The 18302-nt window shown below is 39.7% G+C and carries 14 protein-coding genes and 1 riboswitch; of the genes, 5 read left to right on the top strand and 9 right to left on the bottom strand.

All coding sequences use genetic code 11. The features are described 5' to 3' along the window. Positions 1-140 precede the first annotated feature (140 nt). From QYZ87_09300 to QYZ87_09330, 7 genes are all read right to left on the bottom strand, one after another. Positions 141-1094: a toprim domain-containing protein gene (locus QYZ87_09300; protein ID MDN4754707.1), complete on the bottom strand. Its 954-nt coding sequence runs from the start codon at positions 1092-1094 to the stop codon at positions 141-143. Between the two features lie 207 nt (positions 1095-1301). Further along, positions 1302-2378 (bottom strand): AAA family ATPase, encoded by a 1077-nt coding sequence (locus QYZ87_09305; GenBank protein MDN4754708.1) that lies wholly within the window; start codon positions 2376-2378, stop codon positions 1302-1304. A gap of 14 nt (positions 2379-2392) precedes the next feature. Continuing rightward, complete coding sequence (locus QYZ87_09310) at positions 2393-2701, bottom strand: DUF3853 family protein (protein MDN4754709.1); 309 nt, start codon at positions 2699-2701, stop codon at positions 2393-2395. A gap of 223 nt (positions 2702-2924) precedes the next feature. Next, a complete protein-coding gene (locus QYZ87_09315) occupies positions 2925-3944 on the bottom strand; it encodes a hypothetical protein (GenBank protein MDN4754710.1) in 1020 nt (339 codons plus the stop codon). Positions 3945-3954: 10 nt separating this feature from the next. Continuing rightward, a complete protein-coding gene (locus QYZ87_09320) occupies positions 3955-4380 on the bottom strand; it encodes a selenium binding protein (protein MDN4754711.1) in 426 nt (141 codons plus the stop codon). A gap of 11 nt (positions 4381-4391) precedes the next feature. Then, a complete protein-coding gene (locus QYZ87_09325) occupies positions 4392-5675 on the bottom strand; it encodes a phage integrase SAM-like domain-containing protein (protein ID MDN4754712.1) in 1284 nt (427 codons plus the stop codon). Between the two features lie 531 nt (positions 5676-6206). Then, positions 6207-6458 (bottom strand): hypothetical protein, encoded by a 252-nt coding sequence (locus QYZ87_09330; GenBank protein ID MDN4754713.1) that lies wholly within the window; start codon positions 6456-6458, stop codon positions 6207-6209. A gap of 330 nt (positions 6459-6788) precedes the next feature. On the opposite strand from QYZ87_09330, the gene QYZ87_09335 reads away from it, so the two are divergent. Beyond that, complete coding sequence (locus tag QYZ87_09335) at positions 6789-6962, top strand: hypothetical protein (GenBank protein MDN4754714.1); 174 nt, start codon at positions 6789-6791, stop codon at positions 6960-6962. Positions 6963-7094: 132 nt separating this feature from the next. On the opposite strand, the gene QYZ87_09340 is transcribed toward QYZ87_09335, so the two are convergent. Next, positions 7095-8822 carry a DUF262 domain-containing HNH endonuclease family protein gene (locus QYZ87_09340; GenBank protein ID MDN4754715.1) on the bottom strand — a complete coding sequence of 576 codons (1728 nt, stop codon included), beginning with the start codon at positions 8820-8822 and terminating at the stop codon, positions 7095-7097. Positions 8823-9763: 941 nt separating this feature from the next. Further along, a riboswitch (cobalamin riboswitch) is annotated at positions 9764-9960 on the top strand. 417 nt (positions 9961-10377) lie between these two features. Here QYZ87_09340 and gdhA point away from each other — a divergent pair. The 4 genes from gdhA to QYZ87_09360 all read left to right on the top strand — a co-directional run bounded on the left by gdhA (position 10378) and on the right by QYZ87_09360 (position 16896). Beyond that, positions 10378-11709, top strand: coding sequence for an NADP-specific glutamate dehydrogenase (gdhA, locus tag QYZ87_09345; GenBank protein ID MDN4754716.1), 1332 nt, complete (start codon positions 10378-10380; stop codon positions 11707-11709). A gap of 536 nt (positions 11710-12245) precedes the next feature. Beyond that, complete coding sequence (locus tag QYZ87_09350) at positions 12246-13403, top strand: NAD(P) transhydrogenase subunit alpha (protein ID MDN4754717.1); 1158 nt, start codon at positions 12246-12248, stop codon at positions 13401-13403. 77 nt (positions 13404-13480) lie between these two features. After that, positions 13481-13828 carry an NAD(P) transhydrogenase subunit alpha gene (locus QYZ87_09355; protein MDN4754718.1) on the top strand — a complete coding sequence of 116 codons (348 nt, stop codon included), beginning with the start codon at positions 13481-13483 and terminating at the stop codon, positions 13826-13828. 11 nt (positions 13829-13839) lie between these two features. Next, positions 13840-16896 (top strand): NAD(P)(+) transhydrogenase (Re/Si-specific) subunit beta, encoded by a 3057-nt coding sequence (locus QYZ87_09360; protein MDN4754719.1) that lies wholly within the window; start codon positions 13840-13842, stop codon positions 16894-16896. A gap of 541 nt (positions 16897-17437) precedes the next feature. Here the strand turns inward: QYZ87_09360 and QYZ87_09365 are convergent. Beyond that, a complete protein-coding gene (locus tag QYZ87_09365; GenBank protein MDN4754720.1) occupies positions 17438-18025 on the bottom strand; it encodes a TMEM175 family protein in 588 nt (195 codons plus the stop codon). Positions 18026-18302 lie beyond the last annotated feature (277 nt).

Raw genomic sequence — 18302 nt, forward strand, 5'->3', positions numbered from 1 at the left:
AAGCGGAGTTTCCAAAGAGAGGGTCACTCTTTGGTCGGGGTTCTCAGGGGTGAAACGCCCTGAGTGGGTCATTAGGGCAAAGCCCTAATCCCCTCGGGAGAGCCCACAACTACGCAAGCGAAGCGTGTAGTTATAGTGGGCTATAACCGGAAGCCTTTCGGTTTCTTGGATAGCGTGTCATTCTTCTTTCTGACGGATTGCATTTGCTCATCAGCCATGCGCTTCTGCAAATACTCGTTCAGGTCTTTGCATCCGCAGTAGATTTGTGAAGCGTCCCGTATATGCCGGGTGCTGTCGTATTCCTTGCGGATTTGCCGCAAGGCTTCCATTCCTGCACGGTCATTGTCAAAAAAGCAGTGGATGCGCTCATAGCTCCCCAACGGGTAGAGTGCCTTGGAAACATTGGCGACAGAGTTCAGCACCATGTAATCCTGCCTGTCGAAATCGGGGCATTGCGGACAGCTTTCGAGCCGCAGGGTCAGAAATGAGAGATAGTCCATAAATCCCTCAAAAACGTAACAGGTGTCCTTCGGTTCTCCTTGCTGCCGTATGTGGGTGATGTCTTTCGGCGCGATACAGCCCTTGAAATATCGGTTGCGTATCTCATAGCCGCCCAATATGTTCGGAAACGCAACGGCGAAGTACCGCTTGCCGTTGTGCGTAAACCGTGCCTCCCTGCATTCTCTTTTCGCCAGTGCCGGATTGATACCCCTTTCCTGCAAATAAGCGAGCAAGGCAGGGGAAGAAAGCGGCACGATTTCCAACTGCTGGAAACTTGGCTCCGTAAAGGACTGCTTGCGAAAAGAGAAAGAGACGGGGCGCACGTGCGGTGCCTGTTCCTCTATGCGTTTCAGAAGGTACGGCACACTGTCCGTTGCATAGAGGCGCGAAGCCAGTGCGATGATGTTGCCGCCCTTGCCGAGTGCAAAATCATACCATTGGTTCCGCTCGGTGTTCACCTTGAACGATGCTTCGGTTTCCTCCCTGAACGGCGATTTGTACCAGAGATTGGTGCCCTGCTGCTTTACCGGGCTATATCCCAAGCTGTGAAGATACTCTTCCAGCCTGATTTGTTTTGCTGTCTGTATATCCATAAATGATTGTCTTTATCGGTTATCGTTTGTTTTTCTTTTCGCCAGTACCTTTTCATATAGGTTACTGGCTGTATAACCACTTCACTTTATTGTCGTATATATAGAATACGGCTTAAAGTGAAGCGGTTTGATGCTACCCTGCAACCACTTCGCTTTATCCTAATATATAGACCCCAAGAATAAAGTGAAGTGATTGCGATGATTGGGCTAATAGTGGAAATCCGGTTCGTACCTGTACTTCCTGCCGTTTTCCTGTACTATCATCCGCTTGCTCTTTAACACTGTGATGAGTTTGACCAGCTTGTTGTCGCTCAACGGAACGCCTACCAAGGCATACGATTCTTTCAGTGCTTTGCCCAGTTCCTTATACCCGTACTCGTCCTGCAACGAGAATGCGGCTTCCAGTGCTATCCGGTGCTGCTGCTCGGAAATGTCCTTGTAGGCATCAAACTTCCCGCCTTGGGGTCTGCCGGGTGTTTTGGCTTCTGTCTGGTAGTCCTCCATCAGTTCGGGCAATGCCCTTTCGTTTATGCGGAAGGCAAACGGCTCGAAGTCCATCGCACGGATGTGCATGGCGGAAACCTTGCTTATGTCCCCGTTGCTCTTGTCCTTTTCAACGAGCAGCACGGTTTCAGCCTTGTTGTTCAGCTCCGTGCCGATATGTCCCCTTGCGTTCTCATCCCCCTTGTTCTGATGGAGTATCGTGTGGATATGTATCTGCCTGTCGTCCGTCCATTGCATCAGCTTTGATATGATGCGTGTCGATTCACTGGGGCTGTTGATGTCATATACCATGTCACGGATTCCGTCTATTATCACCAGACCAAGGTTCGGCGTATGGTAGATTGCCTGTTCGACAATCCTTATGCGCTGCTCCGGCGTGTATTTCCGCAAGGCAAGGAACTCAAGGTTTTCGTTGTCCCTGTCATCGGGCAGTCCTGCCATGCGCATGATGCGTTCCATCACATTCAGGCAGTGGTGGGGGCTTTGCTCCGTATCCACGTAAAGCACTTTCCGCTTGGCTTCGGGAAGTTCAGCCGCATACCTGAGCACCGTTCCGTTCTTCAATGCCGCAGCCACGATAGCCGACACATTGAATGTCTTCTTGCTTTTGGCTTTGCCGATGGATGCGCTGAAATTTCCCAACGTGCCGATAACGGAACCTTTCACACTGAGGATTTCAGGGGCTTTTTCGTATTTTCCCGACAGGCTCAGGCGTGAGGCTTGCCAGAGGATTACCGCCTGTTCGTCCGATATTTCCCGGATGTCTTTCATATAGTCCATAGCGATTCCTCCCGTTACTTGCGTCCGCCTGTTTTCTTCCCTGCCAGCTCAAGGGCAAGTTCCGCGTCCACGATAATCTTGCGCCCTATCTGGGTGATGGCCTTGTCTATCTTTCCGCTTTTCTTTATACGGTTGGCGGTAGGCAGGCTGCACCCGAACAACTTGGCGATACCGAGTATTCCGTACACATACTTCCTGCCTGTGTCCGTTACGGGCTGCGGCTGCGCTTCCGGCTGACCGGATGCGTGCCTGCTTAACATGATGAACTCTTCGCCTGTCATCTGCCAGACGGGTTTGGATAATAATTCTTGGATATTTGTCATAGTCCAATCTAATTAGTCGTTAAACAATCAGCCCTGCGCACTGGCTGTTATTTCTGTTCTCGAACGATGCAAAATTAGATATGGATACGGGTGGTAAGGATGGGGATGATATAATCCGAATGCCAATGTATCTTATTGAATATCAGAAAATAAAAATACCACTCAAAAATTAATTTGAGTGGTAAAAGTGGAACTTTCGTAAAGAATCAGGATATATCACGGATTATCTGAATATATGTTCCATTTCCTTGGCAAAATTCTGGTTGCTGTCACTGGGGAAATCAGAAACGGGCTCCTTGTACTTGGACTTGTAGTAGCTGTCATCAATATCCAGCAGTTTCAGTATCCCGGCTTTCCATTTGTCCTTGTCCTGTTTGGAGAGTTTTTCGCTCATGAGGAATATCAGATAACATACACGTATCTTCTCTCTCGGTTTAATTCTCAACTTGCAGTTGCAGGGGTGCAAGTTCATATTGGCATAAAAATCCGGTGCGGAAATTTCATCGAACTGTTCTCCAACACATACCTCATGAATGAGCGAAAGCAATTTCATGCTGAAATACTCTTGTTGTTCATCCGCCGTTTCCTGCTGACTGATTGGCTTGCTCGGCTCGTCCTGTCGTTTCCCGTCAGGAATGTATTTCTTCAATATATCCAGAAAAAGGCAACTTTGACGGTACATGTCCTCACAACGGTTCTTCATATATTGGAATGCCTCTTTCCTTGCTGCCTTTTGCTGGTCATAGAGTTCATTCAGTTTGGCTCTTTCCTTGTCATATTCAGCCTTGCAGCGTTCATATTCTTTTTCAGCCTGTTTTTCCTCTTCGGCAGTATGTTCCCTGTAGCCAATGGAATCATACCTGTTGTTGGCTTCATTCAGCGGCTTGCTTAGGCTCCTTGTTACATCCTGTTGGGCTTCAATTTCAAGGGAATACCTTTCCATGTGTTGATAGCAAGCACGCTCTACGGCACTATCACTTATTGGGTGTGTTTCATAAGCCTGTATGCTCTTTTCTATTTCGGTTTTCAGGCTGTTGAGTATCAAGGTGTATTGTTCTTTTTGCCTGTCAAGCACCAGTTCAAGGATGGCGGCTTCAAAAGATTTTGTGTCACTATACTGCTGACAGAAATCCGAAATGAATTTCTGCCTGACAAAAGAGAAAGAATGATTGTCTATGTAATCTCTGTATATTCTGTTGAGCTCTCCATATAGGGGAATCATCGTCTGTATCTTTCCTGCCATATGATTTAATTTAATACCCTCTGAACTTATGTAGTTCAGTACTTAATTCTTCGTTATTTTTAATGAACTCTAACAGAATTTCTTTAGTTATTACATATTGATTGTTTTTCTTATCTTTAGTTGCAAGTTTTTGTTCATCATCCTTATCTGTTATTTGGAAACTATGTATTATCCTATTTCTTTGAGTTACCAGTTGGTTAAATAAAGTCGCAATCTTAGAACCGGCTTTATTTGTTATTGTATCTGAAATAGGCTTCGATAGATTTCCTGATGTTCTGTCCATTAAATCATACCAATTATAATTAGCTCCGTCATCCTCTCTTAGGATATTCTCTATGATAAATGCATTATTGGAATTAAAAACACATAATGCACTGCCTAATAACTCCCTATATTCTTTGGATGGCAGGGATTGTCTTGTATAATCTTCGTACATAAGTAATATATTTAGAGTTGGTTAAACTTGTTCATCGCATTAGCTTTAATATCATCAGCTATGTCAATGTAAGGTTTCATGGCTTTATAATCACTATGTCCCGTCCATTTCATGACTACCTGAGCCGGAATTCCGAGAGCCAAGGCATTACAGATGAAAGTCCTTCTTCCGGCGTGAGTACTTAACAGTGCGTATTTGGGTGCCACTTCATCTATACGCTCATTTCCTTTATAATATGTTTCCCTTACAGGCTCGTTGATTTCGGCAAGCTCGCCCAACTCTTTTAGATAATCATTCATTTTCTGATTGCTGATGACTGGCAATGCCATGTTGTTCTCAAAGTGAATGTCCTTGTATTTTTCAAGTATGGCTTTGCTGTATTTATTTAGTTCAATGTTCAGGCTGTCTGCCGTTTTGACGGTAGTAACTTCTATGTGGTCGGATTTAACATCACTTCGCTTCAAGTTACGAACATCTGAATACCTTAGACTTGTGAAACAACAGAACAGGAAAACATCTCTGACACGTTCCAGATATTGTTTGTCTTTGGGTATCTGATAGTCTTTCAGTCTATTCAATTCGTCCCATGTCAGAAAGATTATCTTCTTTGAGGTGGTTTTCAATTTCGGCTTGAATGTATCGAATGCAATGTTTTGATTATATCCTTTCTTGAAACTCCATCGCAGGAACCATTTGAGGAATCCCATCTGTTTACCGATGGTACTGTTTCTCATGTCTTTCTTGTCACGCAAGAAGTTTACATACTCGTTTAGTCCGAACTCATCGAAATACTCAAAAGTCACATCTTCTTTGAACTCTTTCAGGTGATTTTTTACGGCTGAAAATTTTTCGTATGTGGATTCTGTCCAGTTGTTCTGATTACCACATTCCTTAACAAACTCATCAAATATCTCCCAAAAACTTATTTTAGTATCTTCCTGTTGCTCCTCGCTGCCATTTTTCATTCGCAGATTGAATGCTTCTTTCAACTGTTGGGTGGTCGGCATGGTTTCCTGTACCTCAAATTCTTTGAACACGTTTTGAATTTCGGCATAGTATCTTAGTAAATCCGCATTGATTTCGGATGCGCTTTGCTTCAATTTATTGGTACATCCGTTTTTTACACGCTGCTTGTCCGCATCCCACTTGGCTGCATCAATGCGGTAGCCTGTTGTAAACTCGATGCGGTGGCTTGCGTATATAACACGCATACGGATGGGTACGTTATCCACGATTGGAACGCCATTCTTTTTGCGGCTTTCAGGTGCAAAAATGATGTTTCGTTTGATGTTCATGACTGGGTGTATTTGAAATTCTGCACCCAAATATACACCCAAAAATTGAAATAGCAAGCGATATCCAATAATATTTAGATTTAATTATGATTGTAATAAGCTGGTTATTAATAGACATTTGCGATTATGTGATATTTTGAGATAGCACAGGTTCGAGAGCCTCCCTCTCCGCTTAAGGTCTTTCCTTAGGGTAATAAAGTAAAGATCTCTTAAGTATAGCGAGAGTCATAACTCAGTAGAGTTGTGACTCTCGCTTTTTTATGTTATTTAGAATCTACATGTAAATAGCTATCATTGTTTACAGGTGTACACATTTTTTGGGGCGGACACGACCCCCTCTCTTACCTATTGGAGGGGAATGTAGTATTGATGACATGTACCTCTAAAGTTCTCGGAAGATGACGTTTTTTACGTCACGCTTCTACTGCTTTTTGTGTCGATGAAAAGAGACGTTTGTTTAGGCTTGTGCTATACCTTTTTTTCTACAACCGCTCAAATACTCCAGAGATATCCGCCATTGTGTTACCGCAACTATATATAACCTACTAGTTCTCCCATCTCTTTCTCTTGGTCTTTGAGAACGCCTAAAATCAAGGAAATAAAGCTCTGCTGCCAAGTCTGGGGAACTCGTAATTGTAGCATATTGTATCTCGCAAAGATGCGAAGGAGGCAGTAACTATTGCTCACATCGTTACTGCCTTTTTTGTAAAGCTCACGCTCGACCGCTATAGCTATCTCTATGATCTGCTCAATTAATTGAGTCACTTTTTGGGGTTTGCTCATCACGTTTTATAGAATTTCCTTAATTTGCACTTGTGTAAGTTTTATGGTCTTGTTTATCTTTTGTGTTTTGACTTTTTAAAGATAACATTCCAGAGACTTACACACTTTTGGGGATCAGTATATGAGAAGAAACGATAACTCATCTTTTATTAATGAGCTGGAGGCCGAGCTTTAATATTCTATTTTTATCTATCGTAATAGATGGGAGATAGGGCTTTTTTTTAACAGTTAAAGCAAAGTTTTTTTTTGAAATATTTTTATGAAGGTTGTGTCAATGCCATCAAGATCCAAATCTGGATAACCCTGATAGCGAATTTGCTTTTGATGGTAATGAAAAAGGGGTTAACGCGATCTTGGAGCTTCTCTGGACTGGCAACTATTGTTAGAATAGCGCTGATGTACTACGTGGACTTCTATAGCCTTTTTAATCACCCAGAAAAAGACTGGGAAGCATACTTAAATGAAGGCTCTGAAGAGCCAACATTGCTCTCTCTTTTTGATTAGGGGGGATTGGATTTAAAAAATGAGAGTCTCAACCGCATGAAATATGTGATTGAGAATCTCATTTTTTTAGGTTTTATCGGACACCAGTAATTTTAAATTATGTTATGCATAGGTATTTTTACTTCGCATCTCTTATGCTTTCCATATTTCTTTAGCTTTATTCAATAAGAATTTAGCTCTATTTTCTATTGTACTTTCGTTCCATTCATTCAATTCAAGATATGGTGCAAGTGTTTCAATTCCGCTCGAAAAGCGATTTAATCCCTGTTTGTTTCCGCTTCCTTTTTTCTTGGTTGGCCAATTGGCATCCCTGATCGATGTATTTGATGATTGTGTTATTATTGCTAAGTTGCCTAATGTTTTTAATTTGAAATTTCTGTTCTCTTTGGCTTCTTTGGTTGGAACATTGGGCCATTTGTTTTCCCACTTTTTAGGCATTAAATGCTCCAGACTATACTTATTGATTCCTAAAAGTTGTGTTGACTGTTTATCTCTGTCTCTGATTTTAGATTCAATAAGATATATTATTCCTGATGCTTGTTTGTTAATAAGCACAGAATTATGAAACCCTTGTTTTAGTTCCGTATCACTTGGTAAATAGTTTACTTTATCATTTCTTGTTTCAAGAAATTGAATAAACTGCTCCTTTGATAGGATTTTATTTGAGATAAGTCTGTCGGTGAATAGTTGATTGTAATTTTTTGTTGTTGCCTTAACAACCATTCTTCGCATAACATAACTTTCAATAAATGCAAATAATTCATTTTGTTGATTTCTGTCATCTACATTTTTGAGAATGTAAAGTGTATATGGAATTAGAGTAGAAGTCTCAAGTCCAAAAATTATTGCATTTATTCGTTCGATTCCACTATTATTAGTAAGTTCATTGTATATAATATCATAGTCAAAATTGTTTTTGAACAAAATCGCGTATTCTCTAATTTCATCAAGGATTTCGGTTTTATTTAGTTGATAATCTCTTATAAAACGTTTATACGATTCAAAGAGGTTTTCAACTTTTGAGAACTCAATTTTGTCGTCATTTTTTACTTTTAATTCTGATTCCTGAATTTTAATTTGGAGATATGAATAGAAGAAAAGGTCTATAAATGTTCTTTTTGAACGACCCGTCGTGATTTCTCTGTCCCAATAAATTTTTGTTTCATCATCTTTTTCAAATATTATTCTCCAATATTTCTCATAATTATCAATTTCGTCGCGGTTGAAGAAATAATTTTTGAGCAATTCAGCCGTAGTCAGACGAACTCCAAGAGAGTTTATTGTATCAAATATTTGTTGTTCATCTTCTTCATACCCTAGGTCAATTCCAACAAATAAAATATTGTCTAAAATATTGAAGAAGTCTAATGAATAAGATAAGTCTTCTTCAGTTATATTTTCTTTAAAATAATTATATGCAGAGAGAATATTGTCGTTTTCTGAAATATCTTCAAAAATTTGGAGTGATTCAAGATTTACAACTTTATTAAAGGAATCTTGATCGTTATGGTTGTGAAGCAAAATGATTGATTTATCTCTTTGCTTTTTAAAAGTTTCCGTAAAATCAGAGTCGGAATTGTTTTTTAGGCACAATACTTTTAAAAATATGTTTAATGTTGTAAGCCTTTGTTGACCGTCAATTACAGTCAATATAGAATCTTTGTTTGAAGCAGTTTCTTGTTGTTTAAGAATAACTGAGCCTAAAAAGTATGGTTTTTTGGTTATTGAAACCATACGCATATCTTCTAAAAATCGTTGCCATTGCTCTGTATTCCAAACGTAAGCTCTTTGGAAAAATGGAATCTCTAAATTTCGACCTCTATTGAATATATCTCTAATTGTTCGTTTACCTGCTTCCATATTTTTATTGTATTTTTTATTGTATCCTTTTATTATAGTCTTGTTTGTCTTTGAATTTATATATGTATATATCAACAGGAAATATCCTATTGTGGTATATATTTTAAATTGTTAGCTAATGTACAATTGCAAATATAACTTATTTTTTATTAATTTTCTTGTAATATTAACTGTTAATCATTAAAAGTAATATTTTTGTTTGTGCGATATTGCTAAGAATAATTAAGGAGATATAAATTACGAGTTTTCCGTGTTTGCTGAGTGAAAGTATAATTAATAGTAATAACTTAAAATGTTAAAAAACTATAAAACCATTTGAGCTGAAAATAGTATTTATTTGCTTTGAATTTTACTTTATTATTTAGTAAAATGTATTGAACTATGATGATAGTGGATGATTTTTTTTCGCCATCTACCAACTTAATACTTTGTACAGAGTTCCTCTTCTTTTGTTATTGCTAAATATAACGGGAGATATTATAGATTTGAAACATTTCGCCATCATTTATTTATTACTTTTGAGGGAGTATTTATGCTGGATACATGTGATACATACGGCTTAATACATTAGCTTTAAAAAAGTGAGTGTAATGATTTCGTTTGGACGGAGGAGATGTGAAAAAAGCATACACCTTTTTTCTAGCATAATACATTCGAAATAAAATATATTCTTATGGTGTTCAAGGTTAAAAAAGTTTCGTTGTTGACTTTATTAATTACCATGTGACTCTAATTGCTATTATTAGTATGGACCTTTTTTTATGATAAGAATTTTTTTGTGTTTAGAATTGAGATATTTAAAATGATAATTTAGATCCGGATTAAGAAGCCTTAAATGCCATTGTTTTTCAGAGTTTCATCTATGATGGCTACTATTTTATTCTGGCCTAAATAAATAATGAAAAAAATATCTAGTTTTATTATGAATATTGTTAGAAAACTATTATCTTTGTCGCGATGGTGCTGTTATGGGCATTCGTTCCATAATGGAAAAGGGAAACAGGTGCGATTCCTGTACAGTCCCGCTGCTGTGAGCTCCATGAACTGCTTAGATTTTTAACCACTGTAGAATTATTCTATGGGAAGGTTCTAAGTTAGGGAGTAAGTCAGAAAACCTGCCGTCGCGTGCATTATGTATCTCTCTCGAGGGTTGGAGAGGTGCCACATTTGGACTTAGTCAAGTCGATAAATTCCCTTTCTTTTAATTCGCAATTAAGGGCTAAGTATTCAAGGTGGTGTAATGATATTTCAAAAAGATGTGCGTTTAGCTGTGAAGCTGTCCGTAGTCGTATGCACTGCACAATTGAGATGCTTAAACAAAGTATCACTGCCATGGTATTTTGTTTTCCCACTCATGAGAGTGGACGCCGGATACTTGATTTTGCATCCCGTCCACTCTCTTTTTATGTCCAATTCTTTAATTCTGTTAAATGTTGCGTTTCTTGATTCTTTTCTGTTGAATAGTTGTTTTTATTTATTAGTTTTGGATGCGAGTATAATGTACTCATATATGAAAAATAAATAAATAAATTATTCTTTTATCTATAAATTTATTATGAAAACAGATGAAATTATAAAAGACTTACAGCAAAAACACCCAGGGGAGTCGGAATATTTAGAAGCCGTAAGAGAGGTCTTGACTTCAATAGAGGATGTTTATAACCAGCATCCAGAGTTTGAGAGGAATAAAATTATTGAGCGATTGGTGGAGCCAGATCGTATAATTATCTTTAGAGTTCCTTGGGTAGATGATAATGAAGAGGTGCAGGTGAATATTGGATACAGGGTTCAATTCAATAATGCCATCGGCCCATACAAAGGAGGTATTCGTTTTCAACCCAATGTGAATCTATCTATTATAAAGTTTTTAGGTTTTGAACAAATTTTCAAAAATGCCTTGACTACACTGCCACTGGGCGGAGCAAAGGGCGGAAGTGACTTTAATCCAAGCGGTAGATCTGATACAGAGATTATGCGTTTTTGCCAAGCATACATGTTAGAGCTTTATCGACATTTAGGTCCTAATACGGATGTTCCAGCTGGTGATATGGGCGTTGGTGGACGTGAAGTAGGCTATATGTATGGCATGTATCGTAAGCTTAGGAATGAAACTACAGGTGCATTTACAGGTAAGGGTCTTTCATATGGAGGTTCTATTTTAAGACCGGAAGCTACTGGTTATGGTGCTATATACTTTCTGAATCAGTTACTTGAAACTCATGGGCACTCTCTTAAGGGTAAGACTGTAGCAGTCTCTGGTTTTGGTCAAGTTGCGTGGGGTGCAGTCAAAAAAGCTGTCGAGTTAGGAGCCAAGGTTATTTGTATTTCAGGCCCTGATGGATATGTCTATGATAGTGAGGGGCTCTCTGGGGAGAAGATAGATTACATGTTGGAGTTACGTAATAGTGGCAAAAATATAGTTAAGCCATACGCAGATAAGTATGGTGTAGAGTACTACGCTGGTAAGAAGCCATGGGAGCAGAAAGCGGATATTTACCTGCCATGTGCTACCCAGAATGAACTCAATCTTGATGATGCGGAGGCTATCATTTCAAACGGTGCTTTGGCTGTATGTGAAGTGTCAAATATGGGCTGTACATTGGATGCTACTACCTATTTTGTTCAAAACAAGTTGCTGTATGGACCATGTAAGGCTGTTAATGCAGGTGGAGTTGCATGTTCAGGATTGGAAATGTCCCAAAACTCATCTCACTTCGCTTGGACCGCGGAGCAGGTTGATGAAGCGTTACATAGAATTATGAGTAATATTCATGAGCAGTGTGTACTTCATGGTCAGGAAGGTGACTACATTAATTATGTAAAGGGTGCAAATATTGCTGGATTTATGAAGGTTGCTGAAGCGATGCTAGAGCAAGGTATAGTATAACTTAGAACTCTGTTTCTTAAAAGTGTGGGTGTGCCAAATATCTGGTACACCCATATTTTATATGTAGACCTTTGTTTACATAGGCTTGAAGAGTATTCCACACAGCAGATCTACTGCGTTTCGCATTCGGACTTCCTTTCGTTCTTAAGTATGATACTTTCAATTTCAGCTTCAGAACCCTATGCCTCTCATCTATCATCCAATTCCATTGCAGATTCTCGAACTATCGGAGAGAATAGACCTTCGTGCAATATTATCTTTTTGTAATAGAACAAGGTCATTTATTTGTTAAAAAAATGAATGGTAATCTCCAACTATTGTCTTTGGTTGTTCAAATAGTATGTTATATAACAATTAATCTTGAAATACTCATCTAATATTGATAAAAGTAATGTTTTGAGCCGATAATTTATTTTGAAATTGCAAGGGAAATCAATAGATTTGTGATATAAAAATAATAACTCAAAAATTACTATAATACATTAACCGATCTAAGGCCTTAGAGGACCGAAGGTCACAATTTATTTGATATTAATATGATAATAGCTATTCCAAGGGAGATTATGCATGGCGAAAGTCGTGTTTCGGCTACTCCAGAGACTGTGAAAAAGTTTATTGAAGATGGAGCCACTGTTTTAGTTGAGGCAGGTGCTGGTGAGCCATCATTTCATCATGATGATGACTATAAGGAAGCAGGGGCTACACTACTTACAGATACCGCAGACCTTTTTCAGAGAGCGGATGTGATTCTAAAGGTTAAAGAGCCTCTATTTAATGAGAAACTAGGAAAGCACGAAGTCGAACTGATGCACGAGGGGCAAGTATTGATTACTTTTATCCACCCAGCATCACCAGTAAATCATGAGATGGTCAGGATGCTCGCTAAGCAAGGTGTCATAGGCCTGACACTTGATGGTGTGCCACGTATCTCACGTGCTCAAAATCTTGATGCCTTGACTTCTATGAGTACATGTGCTGGCTATAAGGGTATCTTGATGGCTGCTAACGATCTTGCTAGCTTCGTTCCACAAATGTTTACAGCTGTTGGTCAGATCAAGCCAGCTAAGGTTATGGTCATTGGAGTAGGGGTAGCTGGACTTCAGGCCCTTGCTACAGCTAGACGTCTAGGTGCCATTACGTATGCGGCAGACATTCGTCCTGCCGCTGCAGAACAGGCTACTTCTCTAGGAGCTAAAGTTGTAGAGACTGGTGTCGCTCCCGAATTAGCTATTGCTGAAGGTGGATATGCTAAGCACTTACCAGCTGATGTGTTGGCAAAAGAGCGTGAATTGCTTCTCCCAACTATTAAGGAGATGGATATCGTCTTCTGTAGTGCACTAGTGCCAGGAAAGATAGCTCCAACTATCATCACTGAAGAGATGGTTAAGCAGATGAAGCCTGGATCGGTCATTGTAGATATTTCTATTGACCAAGGTGGTAACTGTGAGATCACACCTCCAGGAGATAAAGAACGTAAGCACGGTGTGATGATTAATGGTATTAAGAATATACCTGGATTATTACCAAATAGCTCTACATGGATGTTCTCACAGAATATTTATCACCTTGTGAAGTATTTGACTAAGGATGGTAAGATCCAGTTAGATATGACAGACGAAATATGCCAGAAGATCTTAGTTACTCGTGATCATGAGATCGTTCACGAAGGAACACTTGAAGCAATGGCTAAGTAATACTTAATTTTAATGTGGTGTGCCGAGTGTCTAATCATTAGATCTCGGCACGCTACTCTTTTATTTGTAAATAAGATATGACTCATCCACTTGTATTAGTATTGATATTTATAGTCTCCTCGATAGTAGGATACTTTGTTATTCGGAAGATTCCGAGCTTGCTTCACACCCCACTAATGTCGGGCATGAATGCTCTTTCTGGAATTACAGTGATAGGAGCATTAATTGTGTTGATTGATGCACTTTCACTTCGTAAGATATTTAATGAAAGTATCTTTGGACCTACCCCTGCTTTAGGTGTCGCAATCATCATTGCAGGCATCGCAATCATTTTTGCTATGGTTAATATAGTAGGAGGATTTGGCGTTACTGAGAGAATGCTGAAAATGTTTAAGAGCAAAAAGCAGAAAGGAGGAGTTAAGTAATGGAGTTATTTATGAATATATTGATTCCTGTACTTGTCGTACTTGGACTGTGGTTAATGAGTCGTGTTCCTAGTGCTGTTAAAGGAAATCGCCTGAGTATATTGGCGATGTTCTTGGCAGTAGTATTTGCTCTTTGGGCAGCTGATATGGTCTCTATATTGGTAGCACTATTATTCATTGTAATAGGTGGATTGATAGGTCTAATGCTGGCTAAAAAAGTTACCATGATACAGATGCCACAAACTGTAGGGCTATTAAATGGTCTTGGTGGAGGTGCATCCGCACTGGTGGGTATCGTTTCATTGATGGGCATAATGAGTCCCGAGGTATTTGCAGAGAGAGTAGCTATTTCACTATTTTCAAGCCATCATTCAGGAGTTCTTCTGACTTCTTTCGAGGTTGCAACTGCGGTATTAGCTATCATGGTTGGTATGCTAACCCTGACAGGAAGTTTAGTCGCTGCTGGTAAGCTACATAAAGTTCTTCCTCAAAAGCCAGTAGTGTATAAGAAGCACTCCATGATGATTGGTATCCTTTTGGGTCTATTACTAGCTATCTTTGTATGGGCGACATGGTTCGTCACTATGAATACCCTCACAGGCGTAATTTTGAGTGCAGTGATTGTCTCCGCTTTATTTGGGTGGCTGTTTGCTATTCGAGTTGGAGGTGCAGATATGCCTATTACCATTTCTCTACTCAACTCACTTAGTGGTGTAGCTGGTAGTATTGCTGGTATGGCTATTGGTAATATTATGCTGGTAGCAATTGGAGGTATAGTGGGTGCTTCAGGCCTATTGCTAACACAGATTATGTGTAAAGCTATGAATCGTAATTTGCTAGATATCCTATTAGGGAAAACTTCTGCACCATCTAGCAAGAAGGATAAAGGTACACCTTTATCTCAACCTACTGCACAAAAGGCTGTTGAAGTAAAGCAAAGCTCATTAGCCGACGTTATGAAAGCTGCAAAGTCTGTGATTATCGTTCCAGGATATGGAATGGCCCTCGCACAGGCACAGCATCAAGTCAAGCAACTTGGAGATGCCTTTGAGAAGAATGGAGCAAAAGTCCGTTACGCTATTCACCCAGTAGCTGGACGTATGCCAGGTCACATGAATGTCCTGCTCGCCGAAGCCGATGTGGATTATGAGGAGCTGTATGAGATGGAGGCAATCAATGATGACTTCAAGGATACCGACTTAGTAGTTGTCATTGGAGCCAATGACGTCCTTAACCCAGCTGCTCGGGATGCCGAAGGTACACCAATATATGGTATGCCGGTGCTGAATGTAGATCAAGCTAAGCATGTCGTTATTTGTAACTTCGACCTCAATCCAGGTTATGCAGGTGTGCCTAATCCCCTGTATGATAGAGCTAATGGCGTTACTATCAAGCTAGGTGATGCCAAAGAAACGGTGTCAAATCTTATTACTGAATTACAAAGCCATAAGAGCTCTTCTGCTGATGTAACCGTCCCTGTTAATAGTCTAGGCAGTACACTAAAGTCAGCTAAGTCAGTGATCATCGTCCCTGGATATGGAATGGCACTTGCACAGGCACAGCATCAAGTCAAGCAGCTAGGGGATGCCTTTGAGAAGAATGGAGCAAAGGTCCGTTATGCTATTCATCCTGTAGCTGGACGTATGCCAGGCCATATGAATGTCCTGCTCGCCGAAGCCGATGTGGATTATGAGGAGCTGTATGAGATGGAGGCAATCAATGATGACTTTAAGGATACCGACTTAGTGGTCGTCATTGGTGCCAATGACGTGCTTAACCCAGCTGCGCGTAATGCCGAAGGCACTCCAATATATGGTATGCCTGTGCTGAATGTAGATCAAGCTAAGCATGTCGTTATCTGTAACTTTGACCTCAATCCAGGTTATGCCGGTGTGCCTAACCCTCTTTATGAGAAGTCAGAAGGCGTAACTCTTAAGCTAGGAGATGCTAAAGAATCTGTGTCAAATCTTATTTCAGAGCTTCAAAATACTGATACTGTTTCAAGCTCTTCTAATAAGACTAATGAGTTATCAGCTACAATGAAGGCTGCTAAGTCAGTAATCATTGTGCCAGGATATGGTATGGCATTAGCACAGGCTCAGCATCAAGTCAAACAGCTAGGGGATGCCTTTGAGAAGAATGGAGCAAAGGTCCGTTACGCTATTCACCCTGTAGCTGGACGTATGCCAGGTCATATGAATGTGCTGCTCGCCGAAGCCGATGTGGATTATGAGGAGCTGTATGAGATGGAGGCAATCAATGATGACTTTAAGGATACCGACTTAGTAGTTGTCATTGGTGCCAATGACGTCCTTAACCCAGCTGCCCGCGATGCCGAAGGTACACCAATATATGGTATGCCTGTGCTAAATGTAGATCAAGCTAAGCATGTCGTTATTTGTAACTTCGACCTCAATCCAGGTTATGCCGGTGTACCTAACCCACTTTATGAGAAGTCAGAAGGTGTTACTCTTAAGCTAGGAGATGCTAAGGAAAGTGTGGCAGAACTTATTTCTGACCTTCAAAGTACAGCCTCCGATTCTAATAATGGAGGGCAAGAGGCTGACCTTGGTACGGTTATTAAGTCAGCTAAGTCAGTGATCATTGTTCCTGGATATGGTATGGCATTAGCACAGGCACAGCATCAAGTTAAGCAACTAGGTGATGCCTTAGAAAAGAATGGAGCAAAGGTCCGTTATGCTATTCACCCTGTAGCTGGACGTATGCCAGGCCATATGAATGTCCTGCTAGCCGAGGCCGATGTGGATTATGAGGAGCTGTATGAGATGGAGGCAATCAATGATGACTTTAAGGCTACCGACTTAGTGGTTGTCATTGGTGCCAATGACGTCCTTAATCCAGCAGCACGTGATGCCGAAGGCACTCCTATATATGGTATGCCAGTGCTGAATGTGGATCAAGCTAAGTATGTTATTATTTGTAACTATGATCTAAACCCTGGTTATGCTGGTGTGCCTAACCCTCTTTATGAAAGAAGTGAAGGGGTAACATTGCTGCTCGGTGATGCCAAGGAGTCATTAGACAAACTTCTATCAGAAGTAAGATGATCTGATACACTTATAGATAAGATTAAAGAGTGTTCACTAAAATTACCGTTTAGCGAACACTCTTTGTTTTACTACCTATGAGGGTGCTTAATATTTATAACGAAATGAAAGGGCCTTTTCATCTAAGTCCTCATGGAAGCAAGCAAAATGCGTTCTATAGGAAACTTTTCTTCTTCTTATATAAAGAAATAATTTTTCCTATAGAGAACATTTTTGTTTCATATAACTAAAAAAGGAGGCTTCTCTAAGTCCTCAAAAATATACTTCTGATTACGTTTGATATGATTTTTTTATTCCTTTATATCAGTGCTTTATGTCCGTTATTTTCGTGAAGACGGAATGTTTTTAGGCTGATACCTCTAACATGCTTACGATTAGTATGGGATCCTTCATATTTATCTAATGCTTAATGATATTTTAATTGTTTCTAATGCTTACTCATAGTAAACATCTCTCTCCCTTTAATAAGACGTTTCAAAAGTTGCTTTTGGAGTTTTATTTAGCCTTGGTTATTAGACGAGCTATGGTGTGTATCGCTACATCAGAGAGAGTCACGTCCGTCCATTTCCTTTTCTAGCTCTTTACTTGGGATCAGCCACCAGCATGCCAGTCCGAAGTAGGCAATGATGGAACCCCATACGGATACAAACGCCAAGGGTATAGATATGAAGTAGATAATGATAGACCACTTTTCTTTCTTTCCGCCGCTATGCAAACTTCGCAACGGGAAATCACTATCGTGACATTTGATTAGAGCCATTTCAAGTAATCTAAATGAAATTGCTGACATAAATAGTACAAATCCATATACTGCCACAGGGAGAGCTGAAAGGTGATTTTGTCCCACCCAGCTTGTACTAAAAGGAATAAGTGACAACCAGAATAACAGATGGAGATTAGCCCAAAGAATTTTACCATCTATTCGCTCGGTCACTTGCATGATATGATGGTGATTAATCCAGTATATCCCGATGTATATGTAACTCAATAAATAACTCATAAATACTGGTATGACCGGGTATAAGGCTGACAAAGTAACATCCTCTGGCGTTTTCATAGAAAGCACCATGATGGTTATAATGATGGCCAGTACACCATCGCTAAAGGCTTCTAATCTTCCCTTATTCATATTTGTAATGTCATTTCTTATTCATTGTATAGTTCATGCTTTTCAGTAAATATAAGAAAAAGCCATGAAAGTCCTTTTAATTCGATCAGATTAATGAATGTTGCGTATCGGAGATTTTATTCGTCTAACTCCTTTTAGAAATAGCATGCCATTAGTAAGTTTGGAAGATATGCTATTTACAATTTGTTGGAGGTTTTGGTTAATATTAATATCAATAACAAATACATTCAATGTGCCATGTGTGAACAGATTATTTTAATGCTCAGACAGATAAAAA

The organism is Porphyromonadaceae bacterium W3.11 (assembly GCA_030434245.1).
Lineage (GTDB): Bacteria > Bacteroidota > Bacteroidia > Bacteroidales > Porphyromonadaceae > Porphyromonas_A.